We start from the raw sequence: 15367 nt of genomic DNA, 5'->3' as shown, positions 1-15367 counted from the left end.
GTTTTGCCGGTAGCGATGGTTGCGTGCTTTCCCACGATCCGTAAGCTAAACAAAAAGCGCGGCCCCTCTGTTCAGGGTCGCGCTTTTCATTGTCTTGATGCGCCGTTAAACGAACGGAGTTTCTCGCCGTTAGACCCGCGGTCAGACCGTTTCTTCCGCCAATTCGCGGGCGGCGGCGAGCGCCATCCGGAAATTGGCGAGTTCGGCGATGGTCAGCACCGGAATGTTCCGCTCCTTAACGAACGCATCGATCTGAGCACCGCGCGCCATCGTGCCGTCGGGGTTCATCAATTCGCACAGCACGCCTGCCGGCTTCAATCCGGCGAGGATCGCCAGATCGACGGTTCCTTCCGTATGACCGCGCCGGGTCAGCACGCCGCCCGGCTGCGCGCGCAGCGGGAATACATGGCCCGGACTCACGATATCGCCAGCCTTCGCGTTATCGGCAATCGCGGCACGGATCGTGGTCAGCCGGTCAACGGCTGATACGCCCGTCGTCACACCTTCGCGTGCTTCTATAGAAACCGTGAATGCCGTACCGTATTTGCTGCCGTTGTCGGCGACCATTGGCGGCAAGTGGAGCGCGCGAACGGTCTCGTCAGGAAGGCACAGGCATACGATACCGCTGCACTCGCGGATCATCAGCGCCATGCCTTCGACGTCGAGCTTTTCAGCGGCGTAAATGAGATCGGCTTCGTTCTCGCGATCGTCGTCGTCGAGCAGGGCGACCGCGCGGCCTTCGCGCAACGCCTGCAGGGCAGCGGCAATTCGGTGCGGGATAGCAACAGACGCGTCGCCTGCGCGAAGTTGCGCAAGATCGGCAAAGGCGGTGGCCGGGGAGGTGGAGGTGAAAACTGAATCGGACATGAGTGAAACGCTCTCGCAAAAGAAAATGGGGCGAAAAACGTTTCAGGGCATTGCAAACAGACAGGACGGCACGCGTCTTCAACGCCGTCAATTCGACAGCGCCGGTTTAACGCGGACGCAAATGCGCCGCGGCAAACACGCGAAACGGACATGACCGTCTGCACATCTTCTTCCATCCGGACTATGACCGTCGGCTCTGGCATCTCACCAGATCTGCTGACCCCGTTGGGCGGCTCGCACTTACTTGCAAGCTGCATTTACAGGCGCTCGCGGGCTCGCGGGAGGCTTTCGCCGCTCGCATACCGCCGGTGGGGAATTGCACCCCGCCCTGAAGACGTACTGACTTGTCGCTAAACACTTAACAACGCGACTAATTTCAGGATACAACAGACTTGCCAATGTTGCAGTACTGCCTGCCTCCAGCTTGTTCGCAAGCTCGCTTAGCTGGCATCGTCGATACGACGTGAATCGGCCGGAACATGCCAGCGCGGCGGCGTTTCCGCGTTCACCGTCACCTGGTACGCGCGTGCTTCCGTGTTGCCGGGATTGCGCAGCGTGTGGGGTTGATCGGCGTCGAACACAATGGCGTCGCCGGTGGCCAGCAACTGCGCCCGGTCCTGCACACGGATTTCCAGCGTGCCGTCGCTCACGACCAGATTGATCGTGGTGCCGGGCGGATGCGGGCCGCCGGATTCGGCGTGCAGCGGTGCAATGCGCAGTTCATGGAATTCCGCCGATGCAGGCGCGCTCAACGGAAACAGCGGTCGGGCGGAAAAGCGTCCGTTCGATGTCACAAGCCGCGTTGCCTGCTCAGCCGGCAAATATTCGATGCCGTTGATCGCGTGGCGTCGCAGGAACGCCGCCACCGATACCTTCAGCGCACTCGCAATCTTGTGCAGCACCTTGATGGACGGCACGCTCCGCCCGGATTCGATCTGAGCCAGCATGGCGCGCGATACGCCGGACGCGCGAGCGAGGGCATCGAGCGAGAGCTGGCGTTCGGCGCGCAGCCGCGCGAGGTTCACGCCAACCAGATATTCGAGCGCGTCGTTCGCTTCCTGCACATCCGCCTGCTGCGCATGAGGCACATGATGCGTGTTAGCGGGAGTGTTGACCGAGCGCGCCTGTGTTGCCTCGGCGTGTTCGGCCGGCGTGCGCGCATCGAACGACTCGCGCACGAGTTCCAGCGATGAATAAGCCGATGCAACCATGATGAGCCTCCAGTCTTTCAATCGTTCAGTCGATCAGACCCGCTCAGCGAAGCGGCGCGGGAACGAGTGAAGGCAAGACTAGCATTCGCTTAACTGGCGTCAAACGAAGATATCGTCACACCGTTATGAGGTGCTGCAGGGTAGCTATTCGCGGCAGCGCCTCGTTAAACGACCGTGCGAGCGGGCGCGGATGGCGTGGATAACGTGGGTGACATCGCCCGGGACTCCGTATCCGGCTTGCTCGACGCGAACCACCCGTCAATGTGGCGAATCACGTCTTCCAGCGATCCCGGCTCCAGATGCAGGCCGATTTTCGAGCGGCGCCAGAGCACGTCGTCCGCACAGGTTGCCCATTCGTTGTCGCGCATGTAGCGGAGTTCGGCTTCGTAGAGGCAGGGCGCCAGCGCCTCGCCAAGATCGGCGAGCGAGCTTGCGTCGCCCAGGAGCTTCTGCGCGCGCGTACCGTAAGCCCGCGCGTAACGGTGCGCGAGCTCGCCGGGCAGCCAGCGATTGCGCTGCTTGAACGAACTGAGGAAAAGCGCGAAGTCGGCATTGGCAATGTCCCCGCCCGGCAGCGGCGCGCCTTCGGTCCAGGTTTTACTCCGCGCGGGCGATTGCAGCGCTTCGCCGAGTTTGTTGACGGCTTCTTCGGCCAGCTTGCGAAACGTGGTGATCTTGCCGCCGAACACAGACAACAACGGCGCTTCGTTCGCGGGCGTGTCGAGTTCGAGCAGGTAATCACGTGTGACGGCCGATGCGTTCTCCGCGTTTTCGTCCTCGAGCAGGCCACGCACGCCGGCGTAGGTCCAGCAGACATCAGCCGGGCTGATGTGTTTCTTGAAGTAGCGATTGATGGAGTCGCAAAGGTACGCGGTCTCTTCCGGGCTGATGACGACTTTCGACGGGTCGCCGTGATACTCGAGGTCCGTGGTCCCGATCAGCGTGTAGTCGTGCTCATACGGAATCGCGAAGATGATGCGCTTGTCCGGATTCTGGAAAATGTACGCGTGGTCATGCTCAAAGAGGCGCCGGGTGACTATGTGGCTTCCCTTGACCAGCCGCACGGTGTGGCGCGTATGCGTGTTGCTGTTGAGCGAATCCTTGAGCAGGTCGCTGACCCACGGACCGGCAGCGTTTGCGATGGAGCACGCCCGAATCTCAAAGGTCTCGCCGTGGTTGTCGATGAGCGTGGCATGCCAAACGCCCTCGCCGCGGCGTGCACTCACCAGACGCGTGCGCGTCTTGATTACGGCGCCGTGTTCCTGTGCGTCGACGGCGTTAAGCGCGACGAGCCGCGCGTCGTCCACCCAGCCGTCGGAATAGACAAAACCGCGCTTGATTGAGTCGATAAGCGGTGCGCCGGCCGGGTGCCGGCGCATGTCAATGCCCCTGGAGCCGGGCAGCAATTCGCGGCGCGCGAGGTGATCGTAGAGAAACAGGCCGGCGCGGATCATCCAGGCGGGGCGCAGGTTCGGCATGTGCGGCATGACGAAACGCAACGGCCACATGATGTGCGGCGCCGCGCGCAGCAACACCTCGCGCTCCTGGAGCGCCTTTCGCACGAGCCGGTATTCGCCGTATTCGAGATAACGAAGCCCGCCGTGAATGAGCTTCGTGCTTGACGACGACGTGTGCGAAGCCAAGTCGTCCTTTTCGCACAGCATGACGGTGAGGCCACGGCCCGCCGCGTCCCGCGCTATACCCGTGCCGTTGACCCCGCCGCCCACCACGAGCACATCATAAAGATTGCCTTGCATCGCTTGTCCGCCCCATGGCCACCAACAGAAAACTCCGTCGGAACATAATAATGTTCGATTTCGAAATTTAACGAACAAAAACGAAAATGTAAAGTCGTCTGAACGGCTAACGTTCCGCTATTACGCCGTTTTGCCGGAAAACTGCAGGTTGCGGTCGCATTTGGGCGTATTGGGGCTCATAGGCCGTTCGGCCGAGTGGCGCGATGCGGGCCACCGAACGATACTGTAGGCACTGGGGATAAAGGAGTGATGCAATGCGAAAGATGTTGGTGGCCGGTGCGCTGGGCGCGCTGATGCTGGGCGGATGCATATCCGCGCCGGACGTTTCGGGATCAAGGGGAGCGCCGTCCCTGGCGGCGCTTCAGTCCATGTGCGGCGGGAGCGCTGTCGATTACGGCACGGACGCGCAGGGCGTGTATTCGGCGTTTCTCGACGCTTATGTGGCGCAAAAACGCGGCAAGTTGCCGAAGGAGCAGTTTTGCGCGTTCCAGGCGGGAATTGCGGGTCAATATGCGACGTTTAGTGCTAGCCGTACGGCGGCGGCGCAAAGCGCGTGGGCTTCGTTCTTCGCGGATCAGCGGGCGCAAGCGCTTAGTTGGCGCGCAGCCGTCGACCCGACGTTGCGCGCTGGCTAATTGGTGCGCTAATCGGCCCACTCAGGCAGCCTCACTCAGGCAGCCTCACTTAGGCAGCCTGAGTGAGGCTGCCTGATTCACTCGCTGTCAAGCTGGAGCTGAGCGAAAAGCGAATTTACGAATACCGTTTGATAGCTTTGATGGTGGAGTCGCCGGAAGCGGTCAGGCTCCACAACTGGCGCCCAGAGGCGAGATTTTCCAACTGGACAAGCTGGCGCTCGAGCAGGGCGTCGAGTTCGTCGCGCACCATGTCCATCTGATGGGGGGCGTCTTGCAACAGGAGCAGCGTGGCAAATTCATGCGGACTGAGCATCGTGTTCTCCATGACGATCGAACGGCACTTTGACCGGTCGGCGACCGGCATTCGTGCTTCGGAACGTTGTGCGAGGCTGGAACTTCGTGTCCGGCAGACGCATGAGGCATAGCGTGGCTGACGGCGCCGAAAAGCGGCGCTTCGTTGCCGGGATTTGATTGTAGGCAAGCGTCGGACGAGTGCCAAACGCTTGCGGAAAATAATGGGTTTGACTTTTTAGGGGCGCGAAAGCGGTTCGGCGGACAAGCGGAATCGTAGAATTTACGTGAGGTTTCTGCCGCAGTGCACACAGGCACCGCGCACTTGCGGCGCGAGGTTTTTGGGGCCGGATGCTACTCCGCCACGAATACCTGCGTGTTTGCCTCGGCGAGCGTTTGAGCCATGTCGGGAGGCGCGGGGGCATTGGTGAAAAGCGCGTCGATCTGGCTCAGGTGACCGAGCCGGACGAGTGCCGGGCGGCCGAATTTCGAATGATCGGCGGCGAGAAACACCGTGCGGGCGTGTTTGATGATCGCTTCGGCCACGCGGACTTCGCGGGTGTCAAAGTCGCGCAGCGTGCCGTCGGTTTCAATGCTCGACGCCCCAATGATCGCGAAGTCCACCTTGAACTGGCGGATGAAGTCGATAGCCAGCTCGCCCACAATGCCTTTGTCCCAGGGCCGCACGATGCCGCCGGTGATCAGCACCTCGCATTCGGGATAACCGCTCATCATGCTCGCCACGTTGAGGTTGTTCGTGATCACGTGCAAGCCGCGATGCCGGTTCAGCGCCCGGGCGACTTCCTCGGTCGTCGTGCCCAAGTTGATGAAGAGCGACGCTTGATCGGGAATGTGCTGAGCGACTAGCGCGCCTATGCGACGTTTTTCGTCGTGGAACATGCGCTGGCGCGCCGTGTACGAGACGTTCTCCGAACTGGTTGGGAGGCTCGCGCCACCGTGATAGCGGCGCAGGAGGTTCATGTCCGAGAGCCAATTGACGTCGCGGCGAATGGTCTGCGGCGTGACGTCGAAATGCGTGGCCAGGTCCTCTACCGTCACGAAGCCATCGCGTTGCACCCAGTCGAGCAGCTCTTGCTGTCGTGCGTTCAAGGTGATGCGGGGATCTCGTGTCATGGCGTCGAAGAGTGCGCTTTATTGTCTTGAGGTGGCCCGTATTGTAAGGGAAAGGCCCGGCAGTCCGGCAATGCTCGATCACCCGCCTTGCCTTTGGATATCGCTGTCCGACGACACCGATGCAGCCACGCCGACGAGCGCCTTGCCAGGGCAGTTTGCGGCGCGGGCGACACATCGAGAACGAGAAGTTCGTTACGACGCATTACGCCGCGTTGCAACCGCGAACGGAGTGAGATGGAATCGCTCCCATATGATCCATACGTATACATATCCGCATGTCCCGATCACCGCACCGCCCACACCGACCGTACGGATTGCATGCTTCGCGTTCAGCGCGGCAACTCGTCAGGATGGCAAAATTGATGATGTCGAGTCTGAATGCGGCTTGGCGACCGGACTCTGTCTTGCGATGTGCGGATTCAATATGAAAAATCGCTCGGCTAAAAAACGTCATTGAACGCCATTGCCGAATTGTTTTTTAGTGGCTTGCCGAAATGTGTCCGTAAGCGGCCGGCAATCAGGCACGGCATGCGTTATCGCAACGCGCACCTGCGCGGTACGATTTATGCTGATTTGTGCGGTATCCGGAACTGACATGTGGTTCCAGCGGTCTGTCTTCGGGCCTGCAGCTTAATTGCAACCCGGCTAAGATGCAGGCTCTAAGTCTTAACCACATGAGGACGCCGCGACCTTAAGTCACGGCGTCGCCTGATTTTCGGCCGGTTTGGCTGACGGCGCGTTCAGTACAGCTTTGGGAGCGCGATTTTTATGCACAGTGACAGTACCCACGTGATGCCCTGGCGGATCGAAGACATCGACCTGTCCCGGATCGACCGGCGTAAGGCGGCATCCAATGAACACCTTCTCTTGTTGCTTTGCGCGGCTTCGTTCATTGAGAGCGGGACCGATCTCTATACGAGCAACCTGAGCACGTATTTCAACGACGACCCCGAAGTTTCCGACTGGCTCAACAATGAGTGGGAACCGGAAGAAATGCAGCACGGCCGCGCGTTGAAGACGTATATCCATCATGTGTGGCCGGAATTCGATTGGGACACGGCATTCAAGAACTTCTTCGCCGAATACTCGCTGACGTGTTCGGTCGAGGACTTCGAAAAAACGCGTGCGCTTGAAATGGTTGCGCGTTGCGTTGTTGAAACCGGAACGGCCACGCTGTATCGGGCCATCAACGAGTGCTCGGATGAACCGGTGCTCAAGCAACTCACCGACAACATTCGCATCGACGAAGTCCGGCATTACAAACACTTTTTCCGTTTTTTCAAGAAGTACAACAAGATCGAGGGCAATGGCCGCTTCGCTGTTCTTGGTGCATTGCTGCGCCGTGTAATGGAAATCAAGAATGAGGATTCCGAGATCGCGCTGCGCCATGTATTTGCCATCCGCTATCCGGACCGTGCGAACGACACCGCGCATAATCGCGAGTTGGCGGCACGGGTGAATGCGTTGGTCCGGCGCAATTTGTCGGCTGATATGTGCGTGAAAATGTTGCTCAAGCCACTCGACCTGCCGGCTCGAATTCAGCCTAGCGTGCACTATCCGCTCGCCAAGATCACGCAGCACGTGTTCTTCCGGTAGGCCAAGCCGCCGTTTGCATTGAACGGCTCGTACGCTTCAATCGATGGCCCGTTTTCGCGGGCCATCGTCTTTTCACGGAGATCCGCATGACCGATACCACTGCGTCCGGTGCACCCGGTCTCGAGCACGGTACGTTCGATGAATGGCCGCAAGGCTTGCGAACCTTGTTCGACGGTACGTCGATCGAGACGAAAACGGGGTTCACGGCGTCTTTGCTCGCAGCCGATGAAGGCCGCGTGCGGACGTCGCTGCTGGGCGTTGGCGAGTTGTTCGCGCCTGAGCCGGGTACGTTGTGCTTTTCGTTGTGGCCGCAGTCGCGGGCGGCGCGGTTGGTGTCGAAGACGGGTTGCGCCACGCTCACTTTTGTCTTCGATGAAGCCTTCTTCCAGGTGCAACTTCAGGCGCGAATTGCGCCATTGGAGGGTTCACCGTTCACGTGTTTTATCGCGACGATCGAAAGCGGGGAATGGCAGAAGGTGCCTTATGCACGACTCGTGCAGGGCATTGGATTCGAGTTTGCGCAGGGGCAGGGGAGCGCGGTGCTGACGCGCTGGCGAGAACAGATCGATATGCTGAAGCGTGCGGCGAGCGCCGCTGCCTGAAATTAAAAAGCGGAGCCGAGGCTCCGCTTTTTATCGAGTGCAATGAGGGGATCGGCTGCGTCGCCGCAGCGTAGCTCAAAGCTCCCCTCACTCGACCGTTAACTAAGCGATCCAGAAGGCACCGGCGAGCTTCCCGCCCGCACCTTCATCGCGCTACTTAACGCCCGCGTTGTCCCGTGCGGGGTGTATCGCGTCGACCTGCGCCGCCGCCACCTTCACTGCGCGGCTTGCCGCCGAGCAGCGCAGCGCCAGCCGGGCGCGAGCCTTCGGGTTTGCGCGGCGCAGCGCCATTGCCACCGGTTTTCGCCGCAACGGGTTTCGGCGAGCGCGAACCGTAGCCGCCACCATTACCGCCATTGCCATTGCCATTGCCACCGCCGCCATTACCAGCCGGCTTGGCCGATGACCGTCCGCCGCCGTTCGACTGTTTCGGCGCACCTTGACGCGGCGAACCTTGACCCTGACGTGCACCACCGCCGCCTTGGCCGCGTCGGAGAATCGGTTCCGGTTTCTGCGTCAGGTCCGGTTCAAAGCCCGCGATGACTTCCTGCGGAATCGGCCGCTTGATCAGGCGTTCGATGTCTTTGAGCAACTGATGTTCATCGACGCAAACCAGCGACAGTGCCTCACCCGTCGCACCAGCACGACCCGTACGGCCGATCCGGTGAACATAATCCTCGGGCACATTCGGCAGATCGAAGTTGACGACGTGCGGCAACTGGTCGATATCGATACCGCGAGCCGCAATATCCGTCGCCACCAGCACCTGCAGGGTGTTGTCCTTGAACTCGGCCAAAGCACGCGTACGCGCCGACTGGCTCTTGTTGCCGTGAATCGCGAGCGCGCTGATGCCGTCCTTCGCCAACTGCTCGGCGAGCCGGTTCGCGCCATGCTTCGTGCGCGTGAAGACCAGCACCTGGAACCAGTTGTTCTTTTGAATCAGATGCGTGAGCAACTCGCGTTTCTTGTCGCGATCGACGGGGTGAATCTTCTGCGCGATCGCTTCAACGGTCGAATTCCGACGCGCCACTTCAATCAACGCCGGACGATCCAGCAGGCTGTCCGCGAGCGTCTTGATTTCTTCCGAGAACGTAGCTGAGAACAGCAGGTTCTGGCGCTTCGGCGGCAACTTGGCGAGCACGCGCTTGATGTCGTGGATGAAGCCCATGTCGAGCATACGGTCGGCTTCGTCGAGCACGAGAATCTCGAGCTTCGACAAGTCGATGGTCTTCTGCTGCATGTGATCGAGCAACCGGCCCGGCGTTGCCACGACGATATCCACGCCACGTCGCAATGCATCGATTTGCGGATTGATACCCACGCCGCCGAACATCACCGTCGATTTCAGTTTCAAATACTTACCGTAGCCGCGCACGCTTTCTTCCACCTGGGCGGCGAGTTCGCGCGTAGGCGTGAGGATCAGCGCGCGGACCGGGCGCTTGGCGCCGGCCAAAGGCGCGGGTGCTTCGGACAAACGTTGCAGGATAGGGAGCGTAAAGCCGGCCGTCTTGCCCGTGCCGGTTTGCGCGCCTGCGAGCAGGTCACCGCCGTTCAGCACAGCCGGAATGGCCTGCAACTGGATCGGGGTAGGAATGGTGTAGCCGAGTTCGTTGACAGCGCGAAGCAAGGGTTCGGACAAGCCGAGGGAATCAAAAGACATAAGTATTCACAGATTCGGTATGACGACCGGCGCTATCGCTTAAAGCCCCAAAAGGCTCTGAAGCCCCAAAAAAAGGCGGCTCGCACAACTAGGTGCGTGCGTACGACGATCGAGGAAATCGGGCGGCATGACGTTCGGGGCGCTTGCTCGAAGTACACGCTACGAGCGCCGGGAAAGTTGCCGCGAAGATCAACGCGCTATCAAGACACGCTGACTGGCGTTAAGTTGCATTTGAAACGCCGTAAAACGCTTCGCGTCAGGCATTAGGTGCCGATCAAGGCAGGCTCACGCTACGTACTCATGCAACGTAGCGTGCAATGCTGACGAATTGACACAAGCTGCCGCCCAACACGAACAGGTGCCAGATGCCATGTCCATGCCGGATGCGCTCGTCGTTGATGAAAAAGTAAATGCCGGCGCTGTAGATCAAACCGCCGGCCAGCAGCCACGCCGTGCCGGCGGGCGGTAGTGCCGAAACGAGAGGACGGATGGCTACGAGCGCGAGCCAGCCCATCATCACGTAAATCACCATCGATACGCTGCGGGTTCGACGCCCCAGCGTGAGTTCCTGAACAATGCCAAGAGCGGCGAGCCCCCAGCTTACGCCGAATAACGACCAGCCCCATGGGCCGCGCAACGTAACAAGCGTGAACGGTGTGTAACTTCCTGCGATCAGCAAGTAAATGGCCGAATGATCGCATTTCTGCAATACCGCCTTGGCCCGCGGACTACGGACCCAGTGGTACAGCGTGGAAATGGTGTACAGCGTGAGCAACATGGCGCCGTACACGGCAAAGCTGACGATCTTGTACGGGTCGCGTTCCATTGCCGCCATGGTAACGAGCGTTGCGAGCCCAGCCACGGACAGCACCGTACCGACGAGATGGGTAACGCTGTTGAACCGTTCACCAAAATGCATCGACCACCCTCATACCGCTATTGCGATCCTGTCTGCAACGCCGCGCTTTTCCGCTTTAAAAAAGTGTTGAGACCGGAGCGAACCCGCGTAGTCCGCCAAACGAGCCCGGGCATTTTACCGCCCCGAGGTCCACCTGGCCTGCTCGCCCGCGTTCAGCTTATTCGTGCTCAAAAAAGAAGAAGGGCGCCGCCCCGGTTCGAGGCCTGCGCCCTGCTTGCGCCTTTCCGCGTATTTTACGCTACCTGCGGAAAACCCTTCTTTAATCAGTCATCAGTCGAGCGGAGCCGAACGCAAGTTGCTGACTTGTTGCGGCGACACTGGTGTACCGTGGTTGCCCCACGACATCCGAATGTACGTCACCACTGCAGCCACTTCCGTATCCGACAGCGATTGAGCGAACGGCGGCATGCCATACGGATGCGGGTTGCCTTCCGTGCTCGGCGGATAACCGCCATTGAGCACCATGCGGATCGGGTTCACGGCCGACTGCATCTGGATGGACTGGTTCGTGGCAAGCGGCGGGTAGGCCGGCGGTTTGCCGAGACCATTTTCCGCGTGACACTTCGCGCAGTTTTCCGTGTAGATCTTCTTGCCCTGTTGCAGCAATTCCGAACCGAACTGCGCCGATGTTTCGAATTGCATTGTTTCCGGCGCTTCGCCCTTTTGCGGGATCGACTTCAGGAACGTCGACATGGCGTTGATGTCTGCGTCCGTCATGTACTGCAAGCTGTTGTGAACCACTTCGGCCATCGGGCCAAACACAGCGCCGCGCTGCGACACACCGGTCTTCAGCAGGTCGTTGATGTCCTTGATGTCCCAGTCGCCGAGGCCGGCTTCCTTATTCGACGTCAACGACGGTGCATACCAGTTCTGCAGCGGGATCAGGCCGCCGCCGAAGGCTGCCGAGCTGACCGGACCGCCGAGCGGGTTGATCGATGTATGGCACATGCTGCAATGGCCAAGCCCTTCGATCAGGTAAGCACCGCGGTTCCACTCAACCGACTTGGTGGGATCCGGCTTGAATTCGCCTTCGCTGAAGAACAGCACGCGCCAGCCAATCAGCATGTTGCGCTGGTTGAACGGAAAGCGTAGTTCATGCGGACGGCTGGGTACATTGACCGGCGGCACCGAGCGCATGAACGCAAATATGGCGTCCGAGTCGGCGCGGGTGACCTTGGTATAGGCCGTGAACGGCATGGCCGGGTACAGCAGGCTGCCATCTTTCGAGCGACCGACGTGAATTGACCGGTAGAAATCGTCCGACGTCCACTTGCCAATACCGTACTGGTCGTCCGGCGTGATGTTCGGCGTGTAGAGCGTGCCGAACGGCGTGAGCATGGGCAGGCCGCCGGCAAACGTCTTGCCGCCGCGAACCGTGTGGCAGGCAATACAGTCACCGGCGCGCGCCAGATATTCACCGCGTTTGATCAACTCGGTCTGGTCAGCGGGCACGGCAGCAACGGCGCCGCCCGAATGGAAGGTCTCACCACCCGACCAGAGCGCGGCAGCGGCTGCGGCGGCTGTAATGACAACAACAGCCGAAAGTGCGAACAGGGACTTGCGTTTCATATTCTTCTCGCTCCTCGCGCCTTATTGCGGTTCGCTGCCGCAGGCGAGCGGCGTTTTGCGCGAGCCTGCGGGCGCGGGTACCGGATTAGCCGGTGCGGTTTGCGTGGAGAGCCAGGCGGCGACAGCAGTCACGTCGTCGTCGGTCAGGCGGGTGGCGATCTGTTGCATGCAGTCAGGTGCTATTGCGTGGCGCGAGCCCGCACGCCAGGCGCCAAGCTGCGCGCTGATGTAGTCGGAGTGCAATCCCACGAGACCCGGAATAGCCGGTTGCATACCCGTCAGGTTCGTGCCGTGGCACGCCGCGCAGGCGGGGATACCGCGCCCGGCATCGCCGTTCAGCACGATTTGCTGGCCTTTCGACAACGTTGACGGCGACACAGTCGGCTTGGCCGGCTGCGGATACGGCGGGCGTTGTTCAGAGAAATACGTGGCGATCTGATGAAGGTAGTCGTCCGAGAGATACGTGACGAGGTAGTTCATTGGCGGATACCTCCGACGGCCTTCGCGGAAGTTCTGCAACTGGTTGTACAGGTAGTCAGCCGGCTTGCCGGCAAGCCGCGGGAAATAGTCGTTGTCCGTGCCTTCGCCGTGGACGCCGTGACATGCCGTGCAACCCTGAACACGCGCTGCCATGGTGTCCGGCGCCATTGGCTGGGCGGCTGTAGCGGGCGCCGGGGCTTCTGCTGCGCCGGCAATGCTGGCGGTGCCGATCAGCGCCAGAGCCATTAGCGGGGCGAGCAACGGACGAAAAATGCGTCTTGAAGACACGCGACACTCCATGAATTTCGAGGACCTGCCGAGCTTCGTTCGGCCCGGTGCGAATATGTGGTGAACCATTGCCACATTGGCTCTGCGAGCCCCTGATGCGACGCGGCATTCTATCATCGTTGCCTGATGGTGACTATTTGTGCCTTGGCCTGTTGCACCGCATTTTCAACGTGTACGCGACAATTTGCCGCGCGACCGATCGACAGGGGTTTTTGACCATGCGTGACAGTTAACAGCTGAGGGTATTGAACAAAGTATCGATGAGTTTTGTGGGGTTCGGGGACAGTTTTGTGTGGCTCGGGTGACCTTGGGCCTTGCTGCATTCCACGTGCCCGTTCCGCTAGACTCGCGTTCCGGCGGTTTGTTTTGTTTCTTCATCGGCCCTTCATCGGCCCTTCATCGAACCTTCAATGCATTCCTTGTTTGCTTTCACTTTCAGCCTGAATCTCTTCGTCAAGGCGTATTCATGAGCGACGATCCGCTGTGGTTCGCTCAGGTCCTGATTGCCGCGCTTGCTGACATCGCGTTCGCCTGCGCGCTCGGCGGGGCGTTCCTGAACGTGTGGTTATCGAAGGAAAATGCGGCTGCGCCTGTTTCGCCCGCGCGTCTCGGCTGGGTCAGGGCGCGGCGGCTGAGCACGGGCGGCGCGGTGGTGCTCGCGGTTGCGGACCTTGTGCTGGTCTGGCTGCAGGCGGCGTCGATGAGCGGCGCGCCTCTCTTTCAGGCCTTCGATGCCGTCGTCACCGTGGTGACCGGCACACACGCCGGCATGGGCTGGGCGATTGCGTTCGCCGGCAGCGTGTTGATGGTATTGGCTACGGTATCGGCAACCCCGAAGGGCGGTCCGCGCATTGGAGTATTCACGGTTGGCGCGCTGGTGGCCGCGGCGGGCAAGGCGTCCATAGGCCATGCCGCCGATGCCGGCGCATTTTCTTTAGCTGAAGGCGTACAGACGATTCATCTGCTGGCGACGGCTGTGTGGGGCGGATTGGTTATCGCGAGTGCGTGGCGAGTGTTGCCGGCACTGGGGTCGTCACTTGCGCGGGCGTCGTTGATTCGTATTGCCGGGAAGGTCTCCACGGCGGCGGCGGTTGCCGTATCGCTGGTGATTCTTACCGGGATATATAACGCGTGGCGCGGGCTGGGCGGATCGGTGCAAGCGCTCGAAACGAGCGGTTGGGGCCACGCGCTGGTCGTGAAGGGCGTGCTGATTGCGACGGCGTTGTTGCTCGGCGCGATGAACCGATGGTCCGTCATGCCGCGATTGCAGCGCACTGCATCGACGGTCGATGCGCGCACATTCACGGGCGTGATGCGGATGGAGGCGTTGCTGATTGTTGCGGTGTTTGTCGCGGCCGCCGTGCTGTCGCACAGCGTGCCGGGTTTTTCTGCGATGGGTTGAATCGACAACTTACAGCGAGTTACATGATCCGGCTACCTGACGCCGATATTCACTCGTAGCCCAGCCTGTGACTCACGATCGGTGCGCAGAACAGCGCCAGCGCACAGCCGATCGCCTTGCCTTGCAGCTCGATGAACGCGCGGTGCGACATGGGCGACGACATGATTACATCGAGGAGTTGCGGCAGGCAAAACAGCACGGCCGCGCCGATAAAGCAGCGCGTCACCGTCGACATGCGCCAGCTGTGCTGGGCGCCCACGGCGGCACAGATCACCCGAAGCACGCCGAACAGCACCAACGCGCCGACGGCCATCTGCGTGCGGACGAATTCATCTGGAAGGGTGTAGTAATACATGCTGGGCTCTCTAGCTTGGTCGTTGCGCTCTTCCCGGGCGCTGGGTCGAAACAAACACACTTACGCCAGATAATGCAAGACGCGGGCCAGGCGTCGTCACCGCATGCAGAGCCTTGCGGCACAACGGTTTCGTGTGCCGAAAGGAAGCCATTTCCAGTGTTGTAACCCGTTGGCCTATGCGATCTTGCCAGCAAGTTACGTAACGCCTTTGAGACCGAATTTCTGTCTCAATAACGTTATTCTACGATGCCTTCCGCTTTTGCATAGTGCGGTGCAACGCAATTCTCGTATCACCACTCTGCAACGCTGCCATCCGCATGACGCCACACCGGATTGCGCCAGCGATGCCCGACCTTCGCCATCTCGCGCACTTTCTCCTCGTTCACTTCGATGCCCAAGCCCGGTCCTTGCGGAATCATGACCATGCCGTCTTCGTATTTGAAGACTTCGGGGTTCTTGATGTAATCGAGCAGATCGTTGCCCTTGTTGTAGTGAATTCCGAGGCTTTGCTCCTGGATGAAGGCGTTGTAGCTGACCGCATCGATTTGAAGACACGTCGCCAGCGCAATGGGCCCAAGCGGGCAATGCAATGCGAGGGCGA

16 protein-coding genes and 1 riboswitch are annotated in these 15367 nt (G+C 60.4%); of the genes, 5 read left to right on the top strand and 11 right to left on the bottom strand.

Translation table 11 applies throughout. From position 1 onward, the window contains the following. Positions 1–141 precede the first annotated feature (141 nt). The 3 genes from ribB to glpD form a co-directional block, all read right to left on the bottom strand. Positions 142–867, bottom strand: a complete 726-nt coding sequence (ribB, locus tag JWR14_RS09490) for a 3,4-dihydroxy-2-butanone-4-phosphate synthase (protein WP_299705007.1) — start codon at positions 865–867, stop codon at positions 142–144. 160 nt (positions 868–1027) lie between these two features. Then, positions 1028–1207: riboswitch (FMN riboswitch) on the bottom strand. A gap of 100 nt (positions 1208–1307) precedes the next feature. Further along, positions 1308–2078, bottom strand: a complete 771-nt coding sequence (locus tag JWR14_RS09485) for an XRE family transcriptional regulator (protein ID WP_299705005.1) — start codon at positions 2076–2078, stop codon at positions 1308–1310. A 164-nt stretch (positions 2079–2242) separates the two neighbouring features. Beyond that, positions 2243–3835 (bottom strand): glycerol-3-phosphate dehydrogenase, encoded by a 1593-nt coding sequence (gene glpD, locus JWR14_RS09480; RefSeq protein WP_299705004.1) that lies wholly within the window; start codon positions 3833–3835, stop codon positions 2243–2245. A 254-nt stretch (positions 3836–4089) separates the two neighbouring features. Here glpD and JWR14_RS09475 point away from each other — a divergent pair, with 254 nt between their 5' ends. Continuing rightward, positions 4090–4470 carry a hypothetical protein gene (locus JWR14_RS09475; protein WP_299705001.1) on the top strand — a complete coding sequence of 127 codons (381 nt, stop codon included), beginning with the start codon at positions 4090–4092 and terminating at the stop codon, positions 4468–4470. Positions 4471–4585: 115 nt separating this feature from the next. Here the strand turns inward: JWR14_RS09475 and JWR14_RS09470 are convergent, their stop codons facing one another. Both JWR14_RS09470 and JWR14_RS09465 read right to left on the bottom strand, forming a co-directional pair. Then, the gene (locus tag JWR14_RS09470) at positions 4586–4783 is read right to left on the bottom strand and encodes a hypothetical protein (protein ID WP_031359543.1); all 198 of its coding nucleotides are present in this window, start codon (positions 4781–4783) and stop codon (positions 4586–4588) included. Positions 4784–5115: 332 nt separating this feature from the next. After that, positions 5116–5895, bottom strand: coding sequence for a DeoR/GlpR family DNA-binding transcription regulator (locus JWR14_RS09465; protein WP_299704998.1), 780 nt, complete (start codon positions 5893–5895; stop codon positions 5116–5118). Between JWR14_RS09465 and JWR14_RS09460 the strand changes: the two genes are divergently transcribed. The 3 genes from JWR14_RS09460 (at position 5894) to JWR14_RS09450 (ending at position 8093) form a co-directional block, all read left to right on the top strand. Continuing rightward, complete coding sequence (locus tag JWR14_RS09460; RefSeq protein WP_299704995.1) at positions 5894–6352, top strand: hypothetical protein; 459 nt, start codon at positions 5894–5896, stop codon at positions 6350–6352. The two genes, JWR14_RS09465 and JWR14_RS09460, sit on opposite strands and share 2 nt — an antisense overlap. 311 nt (positions 6353–6663) lie before the next feature. Beyond that, positions 6664–7491, top strand: a complete 828-nt coding sequence (locus JWR14_RS09455; protein ID WP_299704993.1) for a ferritin-like domain-containing protein — start codon at positions 6664–6666, stop codon at positions 7489–7491. Between the two features lie 86 nt (positions 7492–7577). Then, positions 7578–8093, top strand: a complete 516-nt coding sequence (locus JWR14_RS09450) for a hypothetical protein (RefSeq protein ID WP_299704991.1) — start codon at positions 7578–7580, stop codon at positions 8091–8093. A gap of 157 nt (positions 8094–8250) precedes the next feature. On the opposite strand, the gene JWR14_RS09445 is transcribed toward JWR14_RS09450, so the two are convergent. The 4 genes from JWR14_RS09445 to JWR14_RS09430 form a co-directional block, all read right to left on the bottom strand. After that, positions 8251–9753: a DEAD/DEAH box helicase gene (locus tag JWR14_RS09445; protein ID WP_299704989.1), complete on the bottom strand. Its 1503-nt coding sequence runs from the start codon at positions 9751–9753 to the stop codon at positions 8251–8253. Between the two features lie 298 nt (positions 9754–10051). Then, complete coding sequence (locus JWR14_RS09440; RefSeq protein WP_299704988.1) at positions 10052–10672, bottom strand: hemolysin III family protein; 621 nt, start codon at positions 10670–10672, stop codon at positions 10052–10054. A gap of 270 nt (positions 10673–10942) precedes the next feature. Continuing rightward, positions 10943–12241 carry a cytochrome c gene (locus tag JWR14_RS09435; protein WP_299704986.1) on the bottom strand — a complete coding sequence of 433 codons (1299 nt, stop codon included), beginning with the start codon at positions 12239–12241 and terminating at the stop codon, positions 10943–10945. A gap of 21 nt (positions 12242–12262) precedes the next feature. Continuing rightward, positions 12263–13021, bottom strand: coding sequence for a c-type cytochrome (locus JWR14_RS09430; RefSeq protein ID WP_299704984.1), 759 nt, complete (start codon positions 13019–13021; stop codon positions 12263–12265). Positions 13022–13475: 454 nt separating this feature from the next. Between JWR14_RS09430 and JWR14_RS09425 the strand changes: the two genes are divergently transcribed. Next, entirely contained in the window at positions 13476–14411 is a 936-nt protein-coding gene (locus JWR14_RS09425; RefSeq protein ID WP_299704981.1) for a CopD family protein, read from the top strand. 49 nt (positions 14412–14460) lie between these two features. Here JWR14_RS09425 and JWR14_RS09420 read toward each other — a convergent pair whose 3' ends face one another. Both JWR14_RS09420 and JWR14_RS09415 read right to left on the bottom strand, forming a co-directional pair. Beyond that, a complete protein-coding gene (locus JWR14_RS09420) occupies positions 14461–14766 on the bottom strand; it encodes a hypothetical protein (protein ID WP_299704979.1) in 306 nt (101 codons plus the stop codon). Between the two features lie 290 nt (positions 14767–15056). After that, the coding region (locus JWR14_RS09415; protein ID WP_299704977.1) for an enolase C-terminal domain-like protein at positions 15057–15367 on the bottom strand (311 nt) is incomplete at its 5' end.

This window comes from Caballeronia sp. (assembly GCF_028292365.1).
In the GTDB taxonomy this organism is placed as follows: domain Bacteria; phylum Pseudomonadota; class Gammaproteobacteria; order Burkholderiales; family Burkholderiaceae; genus Caballeronia.
This window is presented reverse-complemented; position numbering and strand designations above follow the sequence as displayed.